This window comes from Arthrobacter sp. LFS091 (assembly GCF_047977885.1).
Taxonomy (GTDB): domain Bacteria; phylum Actinomycetota; class Actinomycetes; order Actinomycetales; family Micrococcaceae; genus Arthrobacter.
Window position 1 is genome coordinate 97,115 of sequence record NZ_JBFPFP010000001.1, and the last position, 15,719, is coordinate 112,833.

The following is a 15,719-nucleotide window of genomic DNA, read 5'->3' on the forward strand; positions in this document are numbered from 1 at the left end:
CGCAACACAGCTTCACCACAGTCCGACCCTTGATTGCCAATGAAGGCTGTAAGCATTGATACCAGCAGTCGAGTGAGGAACCATGAGCAGCAGACTCCCTGAACCCGAGTACACCATCAACGGTCCCATGTATGAGGGGCGGGCGCTACACCGCGTCGACGACGAAGTCGTCGATCAAGGCGTTGCCTTCGACATCGGGACTTTGGTAAGCCGCCGGTCGATATTAGGGATATTCGGGGCGGGCATGGGAGCCGTAGCCCTTGCCGCTTGCTCACCCGGCAGCACAGGAAGCATCGATGCCCAGACCCCGGCCGCCAGTTCCACGGCCAACGCTTCCACTGGGTCCTCCACGGGCACTTCGGGTTTGACTGAGATTCCTGACGAGACTGCCGGGCCCTACCCTGGTGATGGTTCCAACGGTGCGGATGTCCTTGAGAATTCAGGCATCGTGCGAAGTGACATCCGCTCCAGCATCGGCGGCGGGACCATGGCGGCCGGCGTGCCCATGACGCTCACCCTCACAATCCTTGACATGGCCAACGGTGGTGTCCCCTTAAAGAACGCCGCTGTCTATGTGTGGCATTGCAATGCCGAGGGCGGGTATTCGATGTACTCCCAAGGCATCCAGAACGAAACCTACCTCCGCGGAGTGCAGGTCGCCGACAGCGATGGGAAAGTCAGCTACACGTCCATTTACCCGGCCTGTTACACGGGGCGTTGGCCGCATATCCACTTCGAGGTGTACCCCGCCGTGGAAGACATCACTGATTCAACGAAGGCAATCGCAACGTCCCAAGTCGCGTTGCCCCAGGACATCAGCGAAAAGGTGTACGCACTGTCTGAATACAAGGGTTCAAGCTCGAACCTTTCCCGGGTAAGCCTGACCTCGGACAACGTCTTCGGGGACGATGGAGGTGCGCTGCAACTCGGACAGGTTACCGGCGACACCACTTCCGGCTACCAGGTGGCCCTTACCGCCGCCGTCGACACCACCACCACTCCAAGTGCCGGCAGCGTCCCGGGCGGCGGAATGCCACCCGGAGGCGGCCCTGGCGGAACCCCACCCACCGGGGCCCCGCTTGCCTAAGCGGACCGTTTAACCGGACTGTCCCAGGCTGACGACAATGTTGATGGCGACTGCGACGACGAAGGTGGCGAAGAAGTAAGAAAGCAGCGCGTGTCCCAAGGCGATCTTGCGGGATGCGGTCGATGACTCCTTCACGTTGCTCGCGCTGTAAGACATGCCAATTGAGAATGCTGCGTAGGCGAAGTCGCTGTACGACGGTTCCTCGTCCTGGTTGAAGCGGAAGCGATGATGGTCGTCGTGGTAGTACATCCGGGCGTACTTGAACGCGTAGACGGTGTTGACGAGGGCCCATGCGAGCACCACGCTGAGGGCCGCCAGTAGCGCGGCGGCCACGCCTATTGGATCTTTTTGCTGGCTGCGGATCAAGGCAAAGACAACCGCCACAAGACTGAGGAACGTCGCGCCGGTGATAAGGGAGTCAACAAGCCGTCGAGAGCGATCTTCCTGGCGGGCGAGTTCACCTGTGGCCTCCGGGCCGGCGGGCCACGCCTTGATCCAGGCCCAGGTCAGGAAGACGCAGCCTGCGACAGACCACCCGATCAAGGGCGCAAGTTCGGGAGCACCCAGCGGTGCCGGAGCGAGCGCGACAACCAGTCCGGTGGGCGGCAATCAGGGCCTTGCGATCAATGTGCGACATATAAGAGGCTGCCCTCTGGGTATATGCATATATGAAGGACCCAGCCGGGAATTCTTGATCCCTGACCTTGCTCACCAAACCGTGTGCTTACCCACGCAATGCTAAGCACACTTAGTATTCGATGTCGAGGGTCAGTCTATGTAGTCCTCATCCTCGGCGCGATGGATCACCATGGTGCCGGATGCGGTCTCGTCCCGTATGAGGCGGACGATTTGAGCCCGGGCCTCTTCAACCTGTGAAGCTCTTATTGGCCCGGAGTTTGCCATTTCGGAGAGCAGGATTTCCCGGTTGCGTTCGGAGATGTTGCGTTTCACGGATTCCAGAACGACAACGGGGGCTCCCTTCAGTGCAGTAGCCAGGCTCTCTGGACTTACCCTGCGCAGAATTTTTTGCAGGTCGCGTGGGTCCAGTCTGACCAGATCCTTGAACGTAAGCATTTGCGCCCGGACCTCACCCGCCAGTTCGACGTCGACCTGATCAAGGCCATTAAGGATGGTGCGCTCGGTTCTTGAGTCTGTGCGCGTGATGATGTTCACAAGAGGTTGAACGCCGCCAAGGTTTTCGTTCGAACTTGCCAGCTTTGCTGCCGAACCGGCGCGCTCCCGAAGGACCTCCGCGACTGTTGCGATCACTTCCGGTGCTACTGGACCCATGGTGGCGATGCAGCATGAGACTTCAACGGCCAGGTTGTCATCCAGGCCCGTCAAAATGGCTGATGCTTTGCTTGGTCGTAGATGCGCGAGCACGAGGGCCGTGGTTTGTGCCAGTTCGCCGTCGAGTAGTGCGATTATCTGTTCGATCGCCATAGGTTCCAGGAACTCGAAGGACTTGCCTACCATCACACCGGTGAGCCTGTCCATGAGACCAGCGGCCTTGTCTGTACCGAAGGACGCCTCGAGTAGCCCTGCAGCGAAGTCGCGACCTCCACGGGCGGAGCGGCGGCCCTTCTTGACGTAGTCATGGAATTCGTTGACGACTGTGGTTGCCACAGCAGATGGGACACGTTGGAGGCGGACAATTTCTGCCGCAATTTCTTCGGCCTCAGGCTCGGAGAAGCGGGCGAACACAGAGGCGGCACCGGCAGGACTTAGCTGCATCAACACCACCGCGACTTTTTGCGCGCCAGTCAGGGTTGAAGCCGGGACCGCAGCCTCTACAGAATTCATGCAACCGGCCGATCTGTCAGGGTGCGAAAGGGAGATTTGCAACGAACACTGTGCGGCATTGCACAGACCCGCCCGTCCTGTCTGGGGGAGACCGGACGGACGGGAATACTCTTTCAGACTAGCCCCGGGCCAAGGGCTGCCCCGCAGTTCTGATGACGAACAGTGCAGAAAATCTCCTTGTAGGACTCAACGAGTGCAATGAGCGGCGATATCTTGTCTGCCGTGCACGAATCGATACCGCCAGGCAGCACTTACTGCACGATGTGAAGCTGATGCCGATCCGCTGGCCGGCTAAGGAACCATAGTGTTTTGCAATGCTGATCTTTAGGGCCAACAAGAAGTCTGGGGGCGGGGCATGCTCCGTAGAACAATAGGATCCAGCGAGGAAACAGCGAGCTGTCCTCGCTTGGCGCCCGGCAAGCGATGGGAGCGCGCTGGGTCATTGCTGTCATTGCTGACGCGCTGGAGGCGGTCAGGCACATCGGAGTCCAGCGGGTTGGCTGGGCAAGGTGGTGGGGGCCTGCCTGGGATAGCCGCCGAACTTCGAGTTCAGGATTTGATCGCAAGCCGGACGCTGTCAACGGCTTTCCAGCCGATCCGTGACCTTAGTAACGGCCACGTGGTGGGCGTTGAAGCGTTGACTCGCTTTTCCGGGGAACCCGACAGGTCACCAGAGGAGTGGTTCGCTGACGCTGCCTCGTCAGGATGCGCGGCCGAGCTCGAGTTCCTGGCCATGAAAACGGCGCTCAACGCCGCCGCGGAATTGCCGAATCATCTCTTTGTTTCCGTCAATCTCTCCCCAACAGCCTGTCTTGACCGGCGGATGGTCGCTCTGCTGGAAGAGTCGCGGGTTGCGCCGACTAGGATCGTCTTGGAGCTGACGGAGCACTGCGCAGTGACAGATTATGAGAGTCTCAAGGCTTCTCTGGCGCGGGCGCGAGAAGCCGGCTTGCGTATCGCCGTCGATGACACGGGAGCGGGGTTCGCTTCGATGCGGCATGTACTTCAACTCAGGCCCGACTTTATTAAACTCGACAGGACAATCATCGCCGGACTCGACGCGGACGATGCGAAGAAGGCCTTTGGATCCGCGATGGTCAAGTTCGCCGAAGGTATTAGTGCAACCCTGGTGGCTGAAGGTCTTGAAACGATGGGGGAACTCGCCGCAGTGATGGAGCTCGGAGTCCCTGTGGGGCAGGGATATTTGCTCGGGGAGCCCACCGTCCATCCCGAGGAGTGGAGCAAATGGCGGAACCACTACCCACAGGCCGCCAGCACCTAGACTTATAAGTCCTCATTGCACTCGCTTGCTTCGTTGCCTTGAGTTTCCCTCGAACCACGGCTGTCCAGCAGCCAAAAGGCGTCACTTCATGAAATCCTCACCCTCGACCAGCGACATCGACCCATCCCCGGAAGGACTCACGCATTACAGCGTGCCGATGGACTTGAACCTGGAGGAGAAGTTTGAACACTGGAGGTGTTGGTACGGCAACGCGATAGATACGCCAGCACGGCTTGAAAAGACCGAAACACTGGTCCGGCCAGGCTTTAACCCCACTGCCCTGAGCCTTGGTGGGCCCGGTTTCAGTCTCGTGGATGTCAGCAACGAACCCGCCAACTGCCGTTGGAGGGCTCCCGCCCGTTCCCAGAACTGGTTACTGTATTTCCGAAGTTCATGCGCGGGTTTCAGTTTTTCCGGTCGCTCTGAGGAGATCGCCCCTGGCAGCGTCCGGTTCATGGACCACTCTTACCCAGGGAGCTTCCATGCCCCATCAGGTCTTAGCGCCGTGAGAATCCAATTCGACCGTCAACTGATGGGCTTGGACGATCAGTCGATGAAAAGGTTGGAGGGTCTCGGCGATATCCGGACGCATCCCATGGTCCGCGGGCTTATTTTGCCGGCGTTGTGCAGTTGGCAGGAGCCGGATCTGGGACGGGACCTACCGCGGTTGCAGCCGGTCTTCCGGTCCATGATGACAGCTTTGATCGGTTCACTCCTGGAAGCACCGGCCGAAGATTCCGACATGAAGCCGGCCCGCATCGCAGCGGTCAAGAAGTTCATTCGGATGAACTACAGGAACCCGGCATTGGACGTTGATGAAGTTGTGGCCTACTCCTTTCTGTCCCGTCGGGCCCTCTATTATCTTTTCGAGGACGAAGCCCTCTCGGTCAACAAATACATCCGGACACTGAGAACTGTGGAGGCTCTGGAACTCTTTGCGGAGCCCGGTTCGTGGCGACGTTCCTTGGGAAATATTGCCGAGGCCAGTGGATTTGCGAACTTACAGGCGATGCGACGCGCACTCAAAGAAACTGGACTTACGCTCAGCGAGCTTCAGGACAACCCGGAACTTGCACGGATCACTTCGTTTGGCCTCAGGAGGGTGATCGGCTTGTGACGTCGCTGGACCCAGTGCGTCGGGGGCCCAAAACTCATGTCGTTCAGAGGAACAACGCGGGAATTGACGTTCCCGGTGAGATGATCGGATATGACCGAAAGCAACGGCTCCGCCAAGCCCGAACAGGACTTTGATACAACGGCGCATCACTCGAGACTGCGGGTCGCGGTGATGATCGCCGTGGGTCTGGTAACTGCCTTGATGGTCGGTCTGCTGAAGTCTTGGGCCTATGCCCCGGCGATCGGATGGGCCGCGGCGTCCGTAACGTATCTGGTTTGGGTCTGGACGGTCATAGGCAGGCTCCAGTCATCTGCGACAGCCGCACACGCCCGGCGCGAAGACCCTGGACGGGCAGGGGCGGATGCGCTGGTGCTGAGTGCAACGATTGCCAGTTTCGCCGGCGTTGCTTTGATTCTGCTGGACGCTGCCGACGCCGAGGGAGGCAAAAAGGCCGCCATCATCGCCATGGCCGTTGGCAGCGTGGCACTCTCTTGGTTTCTTGTCCATACCCTTTTCACCTTGCGCTACGCGTCCATCTACTACCGGGACAAAACCGGTGTGGACTTCAACGAAAGCAAACAACCGCGCTACATGGATTTCGCCTACCTTGCCTTCACAGTTGGTATGACATTCCAGGTCTCGGACACCGACCTGAAGACGGACGCAATCCGCACCACAGTTCTGCGTCAGGCTTTGCTGTCCTACCTCCTTGGCACCATCGTCCTCGCTACCACCATCAACCTCGTCGCCGGACTGATTCGCTAGGGACCCCAGCGCTGAAGCTCCAGGATCCTCCCGACTGGCCCGGCTACTTGCGGTCCAAGTCACTGGCGGAGGAGGCCCCGAGCGCCATGGAGAATTCTCGGGCGACTTTAGCGGCCAGCACTCCGGCTGGTCCACACCGTGGTTCCTCACGCTTTCGGGCACTGTTCATCGGCCGTTCGCGCGACCGTGTCCAGATATTTTTCCCTCAAGGCGTAACCCCTGCGCCTTACGGCCCTGACGTGTTGCGCGCGGGTTGTCGGCAGGAGGGGCCCCGTCTATTCAGCGGCAGCTACGAGTGCCGTGAACACCCGTTCGGGTTCTTCTGCGATGCGGTTCAGGACGTACAACCACCATTGATCGCCAAAGATCGAATATTCCCGCGTGGTGTAGCCGTCCTTGTGCAATTGGTCCAAGGTGGCGGTGCCCAGCCCGAGCAGCATTTCGAATTCCACGTCCGGCCGACTGATCAGGTCCGGGTGCTCTGTTGTGAGTTTTCCGATAAGTGCTGCGTCGTGGGTTGCGATGGACAGCGCGTGTCCAGCCTCCAGGATGCGGCCCGCCAAACGGAGGTATGCGTCCTGTAGCTCGCTGCTCCCACGCTGGTAGGCCCGGTCGGCCGGTTCGAGGAAGGCTCCCTTGACCAACCGGATGACGCCCGGGCGTTCCAGCACACGTTCCAGGTCGGCTGCACTACGGTGCATGCGAGCTTGGATGGTGATCCCCACTGGCAGTTCCTCCGCGATGAGGGCGTCATAGGTGTCCAGGACCAGGTCGGTACGGTCCGAGCCCTCCGCGGAGATCATGAGCGAAGTGCCCAACGGCGCGAGAGCTTTGGCCATCGCGCGGACGTTCTCCATTGCCAGATCCTGGCCCAGGAGCAGCCCGACGTGGGAGAGGTCGAAAGAAACGGTGCTTGCAATTTTTGCTTCCCGAAGTGCGCTGATCAGCTCCAGGAAGACGGTTGTTTCATGGCGGGCCAGGTCGGCATCGCGGACGCTTTCACCGGCGTATTCGATACTGACCAGGTGTCCGCGTGACATCGAGCGCTGAGCTGCCTCCACGGCGTCGGCCACGGTGTCGCCAGCCGAGTACTGGCGTGCGATCCTGGAGGCAACGGGTGCCAGCAGGGGCGAGGCCATCACCTTTTCCTTCAGATCTTCGTCCAGCGCCCAAGCTCGCAGCACATCCGCTGCTGCTTCACGATCACTCCCGTTCACTGCTCTCCCATTCGTTGCGGTATTCCGTAGTCGGCACTACCGTATTACAGCCAGTGCCGTGGCAAAGGAGGCTGGATGCACCACCGGGCTGGTGTTCCATACTTTCCCCACGAAGCGTGACCTTCTTGTCCATGCGCGCAAGACACTGACCGAACGCGCCGTTGCCCGGCTTGAAGAGGTAGAGGCCAACGCACCGGACCCTCTCGCCGCCCTCCAGGATGTCGTTCGCGCCCTGCCCGCAGGTCTCCGTGGCGCCAGCGACGAAGCGCGGGTCTGGGTCAGTTTCCTGGCTGCGGCCGTTGCTGATGAGGACATCGCGGAACATCACCGGCAGGGCAACCGGATGTTGCTGCGCCGCATTGAACGGCTGGCTGCGGCAGCACGACCAGACTGGACCCACGACGACGTCACGTCCTTTGCGGTGGACGTTTCGGCGTTGAGCGAGGGACTTAACGCAGTGTCGCTGCTTGACAACGAGAGCTATTCCATTGAGCAGCAGGAGAGGTCCATCGACCGACTCTTGGAACGCACTAGACTTTGAGCTCAATCAGGCTGGGCAACGGAGGCCGGACAGCTTCTATTGTTGAACACTTCGAAAGGGAACCGCATTTGGCTTCTTCGACCACTAACAGCACGCAACGCAACGGTTCGTTTGCTACCTTCATCGGATTCGTCGTCATTGCAATCCAGTCCTTCCTGACCGGCTCATTTGTCCTTTGGCCGCTGGTTGTTGGCTCGCTTCTCGTGTTCATGGGTTGTTGCCTGAGGATTGAATCTGCCATCCTTCAGTCCCGGACGGAGGCTCCCGCTGCGGATGCGCAGCAGGCCAGAGAGCCCCGGACTTCGTCATCCTCCGAGGTTCCTGTGATGGAATAGCAAGGTGGCGCCGGATTGGTCCGCGCCGCTCGGCCGGGGCGTCCTGGCGCGGGACGGGTGCCACGGTCTGCATTCCCGTTCCCGGAGAGGAAGCCCGTAATGACGCACTTGGACGGTGCTGCAGTGGCGCCCCAAGAGCGCCGTCGTTTGGGCCAGCTCGTGGCCAGCGTCGCCGGTGCCCCGGTCAGCATTGGCTGCGTCCTTCTTATCGGGATTTTGGCAGCAGTTTTTGGTGGGTTCGGTGACGGTTCGCGGGTACCCCTGGGCGCGACAGCGCGGTCTTTCCCCGAGCATTGGTGGGTGCTGCTGAGTTCGGCTTTCTGGGCTCGCAACCCGACAAGTGCCGTGATCGGAATACTGCTGTTGTTGGGAGTAGGCGTCCCGGTGGAACGCCGCATCGGCAGCCGCCGGTTCGCCGTGGCTGCGGCCGCGGGCCATGTGGTGGGAGTTGCTGCCGCGATGGGGTTCGTGGCCGTGGCGGCTGGCGTGATGGGGGATTGGGTTGGCCAAATTGGTGGAAACGCTTTTGCCGGCCCCAGCGCGTTGGTTTGCGCCGTCCTGATGGCGTCCACCGCATCCATGACGACGCTATGGCGGCGCCGAATACGATTGGGCGTGTTTGCCCTGCTCCTGCTGCTGGCTTTGTACAACGGTGGTTTCGCCGACTTGGTACGGCTCTTCGCCGCTACCGTGGGAGCTCTTGTAGGACCAGTACTCTCGGGACGTAGACCGGTAACGCCGCATCCTGTAAGTTCACGGCATGAACGCCGGGTGCTGATTGCGCTCCTCGTCGCTGTAACGGCCATCGGGCCGGTCGTAGCCGGGCTGGCGCCCCACGCGGTAGGTCCTTTGTCGGTTCTTCGCTTTCTCTTGACCAACCTCCAACCGGTGGACCCTGAGACATTGCAGACGCTTTGCGCGTACCCCGCCCTGGCCAGGGACTGTGCTGCCGCTGGTTTGCAATTGCGGGCCGGAGCGGGCGGCACTTTCATGGCGGTCCTTCCGTCGTTCCTGCTGCTCTTGTTTGCCGACGGGTTGCGTCGCGGACGCCGGTTCGCTTGGGCGGGAACCCTGCTCATTCAAGCAGCACTTTCCGCCATGGCTGTGGCTACCATCGTTGCAGTTCTGCAGCCCTCAGCTCCGGATACCGCTGCAGCAGAGAGCATGACTGCTGTGGATGCCCCCGGTCATGGTCATCCGTTTTCCCTTGTTCTGCCGTTGTTGCTGCCCCTGCTGCTCGCGGTGCTTCTGCTGACCCGACGGAAACTGTTTACAGTCCGCGCTCCGAGGGGGACCTACCTCCGTCTGGCTGTTTTCGTCGTGGGGCTGGCGGCGGTCCTGGCCTTGACATACGTGGCTGCGGCGTCGGCCATGGCCCAGGATTTCAATCCGCAGCCCGGGTTGGCCGGGATTCTGGCTGACATCCCTGACCGGTTCCTGCCTTTGGGTTATATGTTCGACCTGACTCCGGCGTTTGTACCAATGAGCCCCGGAGCGGTGGCTGTGTACGAGGGTGTGGGCATCGTTTTCTGGGCCGTGACGGGAGCCGCGCTGCTCCGGACCTTCCTCAGGCCGGCCCACAACCGGCACAGCCTGGACGAAGATCGGGCACGGGCCATCATCAAAACCCAGAACGGGGGAACGTTGTCGTGGATGACCACCTGGCCGGGGAACAGGTACTGGTTCACTTCGGACGGACACAGTTTCGTGGCCTATCGCGTGATCGGCGGTGTGGCCCTCACATTGGGCCCACCGGTCGGCCCCATAGAGGACCAGCAAAAAACGTTCGACGAATTCTCGGTCCACGCAGCCGCGAACGGCTGGAGCCCTTGCTTCTATTCCGTGCCGCAGGACCTGAAAGACCATGCCACCGCCAGGGGTTGGGCGGGTGTCCCGGTCGCCCAGGAAACCATCCTCGACCTGGACCAAGTCACCTTCAAAGGAAAGAAGTTCCAGGACATCCGGACGGCAATGAACAACGCCGCGAAAGCCGGTGTCCAGGCTCAATGGACTACGTACAAAGCCGCGCCACGGGGCGTCCAGGCACAAATCCAGGAGATCTCCGAAGAGTGGGTCGCGGACAAAAAGATCCCCGAAATGGGTTTCACACTCGGAAGCCTTGATGAGCTCGACGATCCCGAAGTTCGTTGTCTTGTGGCCATTGATAAGGACAAGAGAGTGCACGCAGTGACCTCATGGCTCCCTGTCTACAGTGACGGCGTAGTCGTCGGCTGGACGTTGGATGTGATCCGCAGGCGAAGCACGGCCATGCGCGCCAGCGCCGAGTTCCTCATAGCCTCCGCAGCCGTCACGTTGCGGGACGAAGGATACGCGTTCATCAGCCTGTCGGGAGCCCCGCTGGCGCCACCCCCACCCAGTGACGGCGGGACTGGACCGGACCCCTCCCCGAACGCCATGGACAGGTTCCTTGAAGGACTCGGATCCACCCTTGAACCCATCTATGGATTCCGCTCATTGCTCGGCTTCAAGTCCAAATTCCAGCCCCGGTACGTTCCGCTGTACATGGTTTATCCCGATCCGGCCGCGTTGCCGACCATCGGCAGCGCCGTTACCCGCGCCTACCTGCCGGAGGTGGGCTTCGAACAGGGGCTCTCGCTCGCCCGGACTCTCCTGCAGTCGGTCCTTTCCCGGGTGCGGCGGTCCCTGCGTTCGCGGCCATGACGCGGCTTGATTGTCCCGCGCATTGCCCCGTGGCGATGGCCGTCCCTCTATAGGCTGGGCGGATGACAACTGTGGCCTTCTGGGGCACCATTCTCGGCGTCGTCCTCCTCGCAGCAGTGACGTGGGGAGTCCTTGGCGGGTACGGAGTGCCCCATCGGTGGGCTCCGGCGATGGCGATCCTGCGAGGGGCAGTCCAGCTCGCGGCCATCAGTGTCATTCTCAGCGGTGTGATCACCAACCCCACGTTCGTTGCTTTGGCGCTCTTGGTCATGTTCAGCGTCGCGGGGATAACTGCTGCCCGGCGTCTTGGCTGGAACTGGCGAAACCTTCGTCGTGTTGGGGCCTCCATGAGTTTGGGGATCGGGGTCAGCATGGGCATCATTTTCGCCTCTGGCGCGATCGAGTTGACCCCTCGCTATGCGCTGGCCATCGGTGGGATCATCATCGGCAATTCAATGACCACGGCGGTCTTGGCCGGTCGCCGATTCACCGGGGCGGTCAATGACCACTGGGAGGAAGTTGAGGGGTGGCTGGCGTTGGGTGCGACTCCCCGTCAAGCCACGTTGGACTTGGCCCGCGGCGCCGTATATTCCGCTTTGATTCCTTCGATTGACCAGACCAAGACAACGGGTTTGGTGACTCTGCCGGGTGCTTTTGTCGGTGCCATTTTCGGCGGTGTCTCGCCGCTGGAAGCAGGACGGTTCCAGATTGTGGTCCTGGCGGGGATCATGGCCACCGGCGCAATCACCGCAGTCTCGGTCGTCGCTTCCCGTGCGAACGTCCGTAAACGTCCTGCTCCATTGGATCGATGAACAGATTGGGGAATGGTCTTACCAACTCTCATTGCTAAGACCGCTCTCACGCAGTTATTCTTCGACTGTGGAGCCCGCTCAGGAGGGCCTTTCCATCTGCCTCCGTACCTGGCCCGGCGCTTCACGCGGCTAACTGCCGCCGTCAGGGTTTCACCCGTTCTGAACGCATGGTCTCCGCCCGATGGGTGATGCGTTTCCTTGCGAACCGTCAGGAGAGCAACGTGTGACCAACCATGCAACGCATCTTTTCATCCCGGGCGCTCGTTCTGCTGGCGAGCTTCTCCCTTGCCGTCGCAGGCTCTGTCCTGGGTCTGCTCCCCGCTGCCGGGCCCGCAGCGGCTGCCGTTCCGCTGGCAACTGACCGGATTGTCAGCACGCACCAGAGCACCCCTTCGACGCGGATCGTGTCACCCGCCTTCACTACAAGCCAGCCGAATGAACTCCTCGTTGCATTCCTGATGTCCGATGGGCCGAAAACCACTGGGGGAGAGTCCTTTGTGTCCGTCGCCGGTGGCGGCCTCTCCTGGCGGCTACGCAAACGCACCAACACCCAGTGGGGCACGGCTGAGATCTGGCAAGCCGTAGCACCGAACCTGCTGACGAACGCAGCGGTCACCGCCACCAACGCGGGCTCGTTCCAGTCCTCAATGACGGTGGTCACCTTCGCCGGCGCCGATGTGGCGACTGACGGCGCCGTCGGAACAGGGAATGCCACCACAGGGGCTCCAAACGCTTCCCTGACCACAACCCGGGCGGGCTCGTGGGTGTGGGGAGTGGGAAACGACTGGGACAAAGCCGTTGCCCGCACTGTTGGCGCCGGCCAGACCAAGGTCGATGAGTACCTGTCAAACCAAGGCGATTCCTTCTGGGTCCAGCGCCAAACCGCTGTGACGGCCCAAGCGCCCCCTACCGTCGTGGCAATCAATGACACGGCACCGACGACTGACCGGTGGAACCTCTCCGTCATCGAAATTCTTCCGGCCGCGCCAGCAACAGGGGACACCACTCCGCCCGTGATTTCGGGTGTGTCAGCCGGCACACCGAGTACGAGTGGCGCAACCATCACCTGGACTACGGACGAGGCTTCCAGCACGCAGGTGGAATACGGCACGACTGCGGCTTACGGCCAAAACACAGTTCAAGATCCCACGCTTCAGACCACCCACTCGGCGGCATTGTCCGGGCTGTCGGCGGGCACCCTCTACCACTACAGGGTGAAATCCGCGGACGCTGCGGGCAACCTCGCCGTCTCGGGCGATGCGGCCTTCACCACGGCCGGCTCCGGCACGGACCCGTCCGTGGTTGGCTCGTGGGGACCTGTCGTGGCTTGGCCTGAGGTGTCCATCCACGCAGCGCTGACGCCCACGGGCAAGGTCCTTACCTGGCAGGGCGACTTCTCCCAAGGCGGCCAGCAATACCTCCTCGATCCCGTGACAGGTAACTACACCCAGGTGCCCAGCGCAGCAGTTGACCTCTTCTGCGCAGGGCAGGCGGTCCTGCCTGACGGACGTATCCTCGTCGTCGGTGGGACGGCGACAAGCGGCGGGCTGGGGATCCGCGATGTCACGGCGTTCGACCCCACCACGGAAACCTGGCAAAGCCTGGCCCCCATGAACCACCCACGGTGGTATCCGACGGCGACGACGTTGGCTGACGGCCGGGTCCTGGTGACCTCGGGTGCGAACACCAACTCGACAGACATCGTGACCATCCCGGAGGTCTATTCACCCACCACGAACTCCTGGACCGACCTGCCGGGAGCGAACCGGAATATTCCGTACTACCCCTTCATCTATCAGTTGCCCGACGGCCGCATCCTCCAGGCCGGAGCCTCTGAACAAGCTACATCGAGCCTTGCCCTCAACATCTCCACGCAGCAATGGACCACCGTTGACGCCCGCGTCCTGGACGCCGCTTCGATCGCGAACTACGCGCCGGGCAAGTTCATCAAGGCCGGATCTGCCGCAGACGGTGGATTCACGGGCCAGTCCAGCAATACCGCCTACACCTTGGACATGAACGCGCAAAGCCCAGCCTGGCAGGCGACAGCGTCGATGGCGTTCCCGCGCAGCTTCGTGAATTTGACGAACTTGCCCGATGGCACTGTCCTTGCGACAGGAGGGGGGACCGACAAATCGGGCCAGGACATCAGCAAGGCCGTGATGCCGGCCGAGATCTGGCAACCGACCGCCGGAACGTGGAGCACCGTGGCACCGATGTCGGTTCCCCGCCTCTACCACTCGGTGGCCGTCCTGCTTCCGGACGGCAGGGTGTTCGTATCAGGCAGCGGCGGCGATACAGGCGTTGCGGACCAGAAGAGCTATCAGATCTACTCGCCGCCATACCTTTTCAAAGGTCCGCGGCCGAGCATATCCAGCGTACCGGGCAGTGCCCAGTACAGTTCGACGGCGTTCATCGGCACCCCTGATGGGGCGCGGATCCAATCCGTGTCACTGATCAAGACGGGATCCGTGACCCATGCCTTCGACCAGAACGCGGTAGCCATGAACCTGGGCTTCTCGCAGGCCGCCGGTGGCCTCAACGTCCAAATGCCGGCCAACGGCAACTACGCCCCTCCGGGGTATTACCTGCTCTCGATCGTTGACGGCAATGGCGTTCCGTCCACGGCCGGAATGATCCGATTGTCAGCGCCGAGCCAGGACACCACCCCTCCAACGGCTCCGACGAACCTGTCTGCGTCAGCGTCTGCGGGACAGATCGCATTGACGTGGACGGCCGGCACGGACAACGTAGGGGTCACCTCGTACCGGGTTTCGCGCGACGGAACATTAGTCGGGAGCCCGGCGTCCACCAGTTACAGCGACACTTCGGTGCTCGCCGGGACGACGTACACCTATACGGTTGCCGCCGTCGACGCGGCAGGCAACGTCAGCCCGCCGTCGAACACTGCGACGGCGCAGGCCGTTGCTGCGGGCAGTGGAATCACGGTCGACAAAATCGTCTCCGTCCACCAAGGAACCAGTACGTCGACCATCAGCGCTCCGGGTGTAACAACCACGGGCTCCAATGAACTCCTCCTTGCCTTCGTCAGTTCGGACGGTCCGAACTCCGCGAATTCGGCAAGCATCAGTTCCGTCTCCGGCGGAGGGCTCAGTTGGACACTCCGACAAAGGTCCAATACACAGCCTGGAACCGCAGAAATCTGGCAAGCCGTCGCCCCCGGACCGCTCTCGAATGCGACCGTCACCGCCACGCAGGCCTCGGGAAGCTGGCAGGCCGCCATGTCGGTTGTCGCCTTCCGGGGAGCCGATATCGCAACGGGCGCAACACTGGGCGCAAACGCCGCCTCCGGCGCGCCAACTGCCACCCTCACCACCACGAGGGCCGGCTCCTGGGTCTGGGGCGTCGGTACGGACTGGTCCAACCCGATAGCCCGCACGGCAGGGCCCAATCAGACCCTCGTCGACCAGTACCTGGCGCCAGCGGGCGACACCTACTGGGTTCAGCGCCAGAACTCCGCCACCCCAACCAATGGCACGGCTGTGACGATCAACGACACCTCACCGACAACGGACCGCTGGAACCTCGCAGTCATTGAGATTCGTGCCGCACCATAACCGCCGGACTGCGGTGCTCGATCACGTGGATTCGGTGCGCTTCAGTGCCGCCCAGGCTTGGAAACCGCCGATAAGGTCTGTCGCCTGGGCCAGCCCCAACCGTTGCAGGGTGTGCGCGGCAAGGCTGGAACTGTAGCCCTCATTGCAGACGACGACGATCCGCCGGGCGGCATCCCCGGCGCCCGGGATACGGTGCGGGCTGGATGGATCGAGTCGCCATTCGAGAACGTTCCGGTCTATGACCACCGCTCCCGGGAGCTCACCGTCGCGGTCCCTTTGATCGACCGGCCGTGTATCAACAACCAGGGCGCCCTCCTCGATCTCCCGCTCGAGATCCCCAGGGTGAACCCGGTCCAATCCAAGGCGGCTCTCAGCGAGTAGCTGGTCAATCGTCAGAGGCCCGGGGACGTCGGTTGGGGCCAAACCCCCCGGGCCCGATGCATGTTCGTCGTCGGGAATATCCCGCTGCGTCATGGTCTTCCTCCAATTGCTGCCGTCCG

At 61.7% G+C, this 15,719-nt stretch carries 13 protein-coding genes; 9 read left to right on the forward strand and 4 right to left on the reverse strand.

All coding sequences use genetic code 11. The features are described 5' to 3' along the window. Window positions 1-82: 82 nt before the first annotated feature. Window positions 83-1,087, forward strand: coding sequence for an intradiol ring-cleavage dioxygenase (locus ACNQOP_RS00505; protein ID WP_416402941.1), 1,005 nt, complete (start codon window positions 83-85; stop codon window positions 1,085-1,087). A gap of 9 nt (window positions 1,088-1,096) precedes the next feature. Here ACNQOP_RS00505 and ACNQOP_RS00510 read toward each other — a convergent pair whose 3' ends face one another. Both ACNQOP_RS00510 and fliG read right to left on the reverse strand, forming a co-directional pair. Continuing rightward, the gene (locus ACNQOP_RS00510) at window positions 1,097-1,696 is read right to left on the reverse strand and encodes a DUF1345 domain-containing protein (RefSeq protein WP_416402942.1); all 600 of its coding nucleotides are present in this window, start codon (window positions 1,694-1,696) and stop codon (window positions 1,097-1,099) included. A gap of 159 nt (window positions 1,697-1,855) precedes the next feature. After that, window positions 1,856-2,890, reverse strand: coding sequence for a flagellar motor switch protein FliG (fliG, locus tag ACNQOP_RS00515; protein WP_349471844.1), 1,035 nt, complete (start codon window positions 2,888-2,890; stop codon window positions 1,856-1,858). 556 nt (window positions 2,891-3,446) lie between these two features. On the opposite strand from fliG, the gene ACNQOP_RS00520 reads away from it, so the two are divergent. The 3 genes from ACNQOP_RS00520 (at window position 3,447) to ACNQOP_RS00530 (ending at window position 6,054) form a co-directional block, all read left to right on the forward strand. Beyond that, window positions 3,447-4,172, forward strand: coding sequence for an EAL domain-containing protein (locus tag ACNQOP_RS00520; RefSeq protein ID WP_349471843.1), 726 nt, complete (start codon window positions 3,447-3,449; stop codon window positions 4,170-4,172). A 505-nt stretch (window positions 4,173-4,677) separates the two neighbouring features. Continuing rightward, on the forward strand, window positions 4,678-5,289 hold the full coding sequence (locus ACNQOP_RS00525) for a hypothetical protein (protein ID WP_416402943.1): 612 nt from the start codon (window positions 4,678-4,680) through the stop codon (window positions 5,287-5,289). 90 nt (window positions 5,290-5,379) lie between these two features. Next, window positions 5,380-6,054, forward strand: coding sequence for a DUF1345 domain-containing protein (locus tag ACNQOP_RS00530; RefSeq protein ID WP_235521942.1), 675 nt, complete (start codon window positions 5,380-5,382; stop codon window positions 6,052-6,054). Window positions 6,055-6,329: 275 nt separating this feature from the next. Here ACNQOP_RS00530 and ACNQOP_RS00535 read toward each other — a convergent pair whose 3' ends face one another. Then, on the reverse strand, window positions 6,330-7,271 hold the full coding sequence (locus ACNQOP_RS00535; RefSeq protein ID WP_416402944.1) for a proline dehydrogenase family protein: 942 nt from the start codon (window positions 7,269-7,271) through the stop codon (window positions 6,330-6,332). On the opposite strand from ACNQOP_RS00535, the gene ACNQOP_RS00540 reads away from it, so the two are divergent. The 5 genes from ACNQOP_RS00540 to ACNQOP_RS00560 all read left to right on the forward strand — a co-directional run bounded on the left by ACNQOP_RS00540 (window position 7,192) and on the right by ACNQOP_RS00560 (window position 15,219). Beyond that, on the forward strand, window positions 7,192-7,812 hold the full coding sequence (locus tag ACNQOP_RS00540) for a TetR/AcrR family transcriptional regulator (protein WP_416403248.1): 621 nt from the start codon (window positions 7,192-7,194) through the stop codon (window positions 7,810-7,812). The two genes, ACNQOP_RS00535 and ACNQOP_RS00540, sit on opposite strands and share 80 nt — an antisense overlap. A 68-nt stretch (window positions 7,813-7,880) precedes the next feature. Further along, window positions 7,881-8,147, forward strand: coding sequence for a hypothetical protein (locus ACNQOP_RS00545; protein WP_416402945.1), 267 nt, complete (start codon window positions 7,881-7,883; stop codon window positions 8,145-8,147). A gap of 99 nt (window positions 8,148-8,246) precedes the next feature. Next, complete coding sequence (locus ACNQOP_RS00550; protein WP_416402946.1) at window positions 8,247-10,829, forward strand: bifunctional lysylphosphatidylglycerol flippase/synthetase MprF; 2,583 nt, start codon at window positions 8,247-8,249, stop codon at window positions 10,827-10,829. 62 nt (window positions 10,830-10,891) lie between these two features. Then, entirely contained in the window at window positions 10,892-11,641 is a 750-nt protein-coding gene (locus ACNQOP_RS00555; RefSeq protein ID WP_416402947.1) for an ABC transporter permease, read from the forward strand. A 233-nt stretch (window positions 11,642-11,874) separates the two neighbouring features. After that, window positions 11,875-15,219 (forward strand): galactose oxidase-like domain-containing protein, encoded by a 3,345-nt coding sequence (locus ACNQOP_RS00560; RefSeq protein WP_416402949.1) that lies wholly within the window; start codon window positions 11,875-11,877, stop codon window positions 15,217-15,219. Between the two features lie 21 nt (window positions 15,220-15,240). Here the strand turns inward: ACNQOP_RS00560 and ACNQOP_RS00565 are convergent, their stop codons facing one another. Continuing rightward, complete coding sequence (locus tag ACNQOP_RS00565) at window positions 15,241-15,693, reverse strand: rhodanese-like domain-containing protein (protein ID WP_284985589.1); 453 nt, start codon at window positions 15,691-15,693, stop codon at window positions 15,241-15,243. Between the last annotated feature and the right edge of the window lie 26 nt (window positions 15,694-15,719).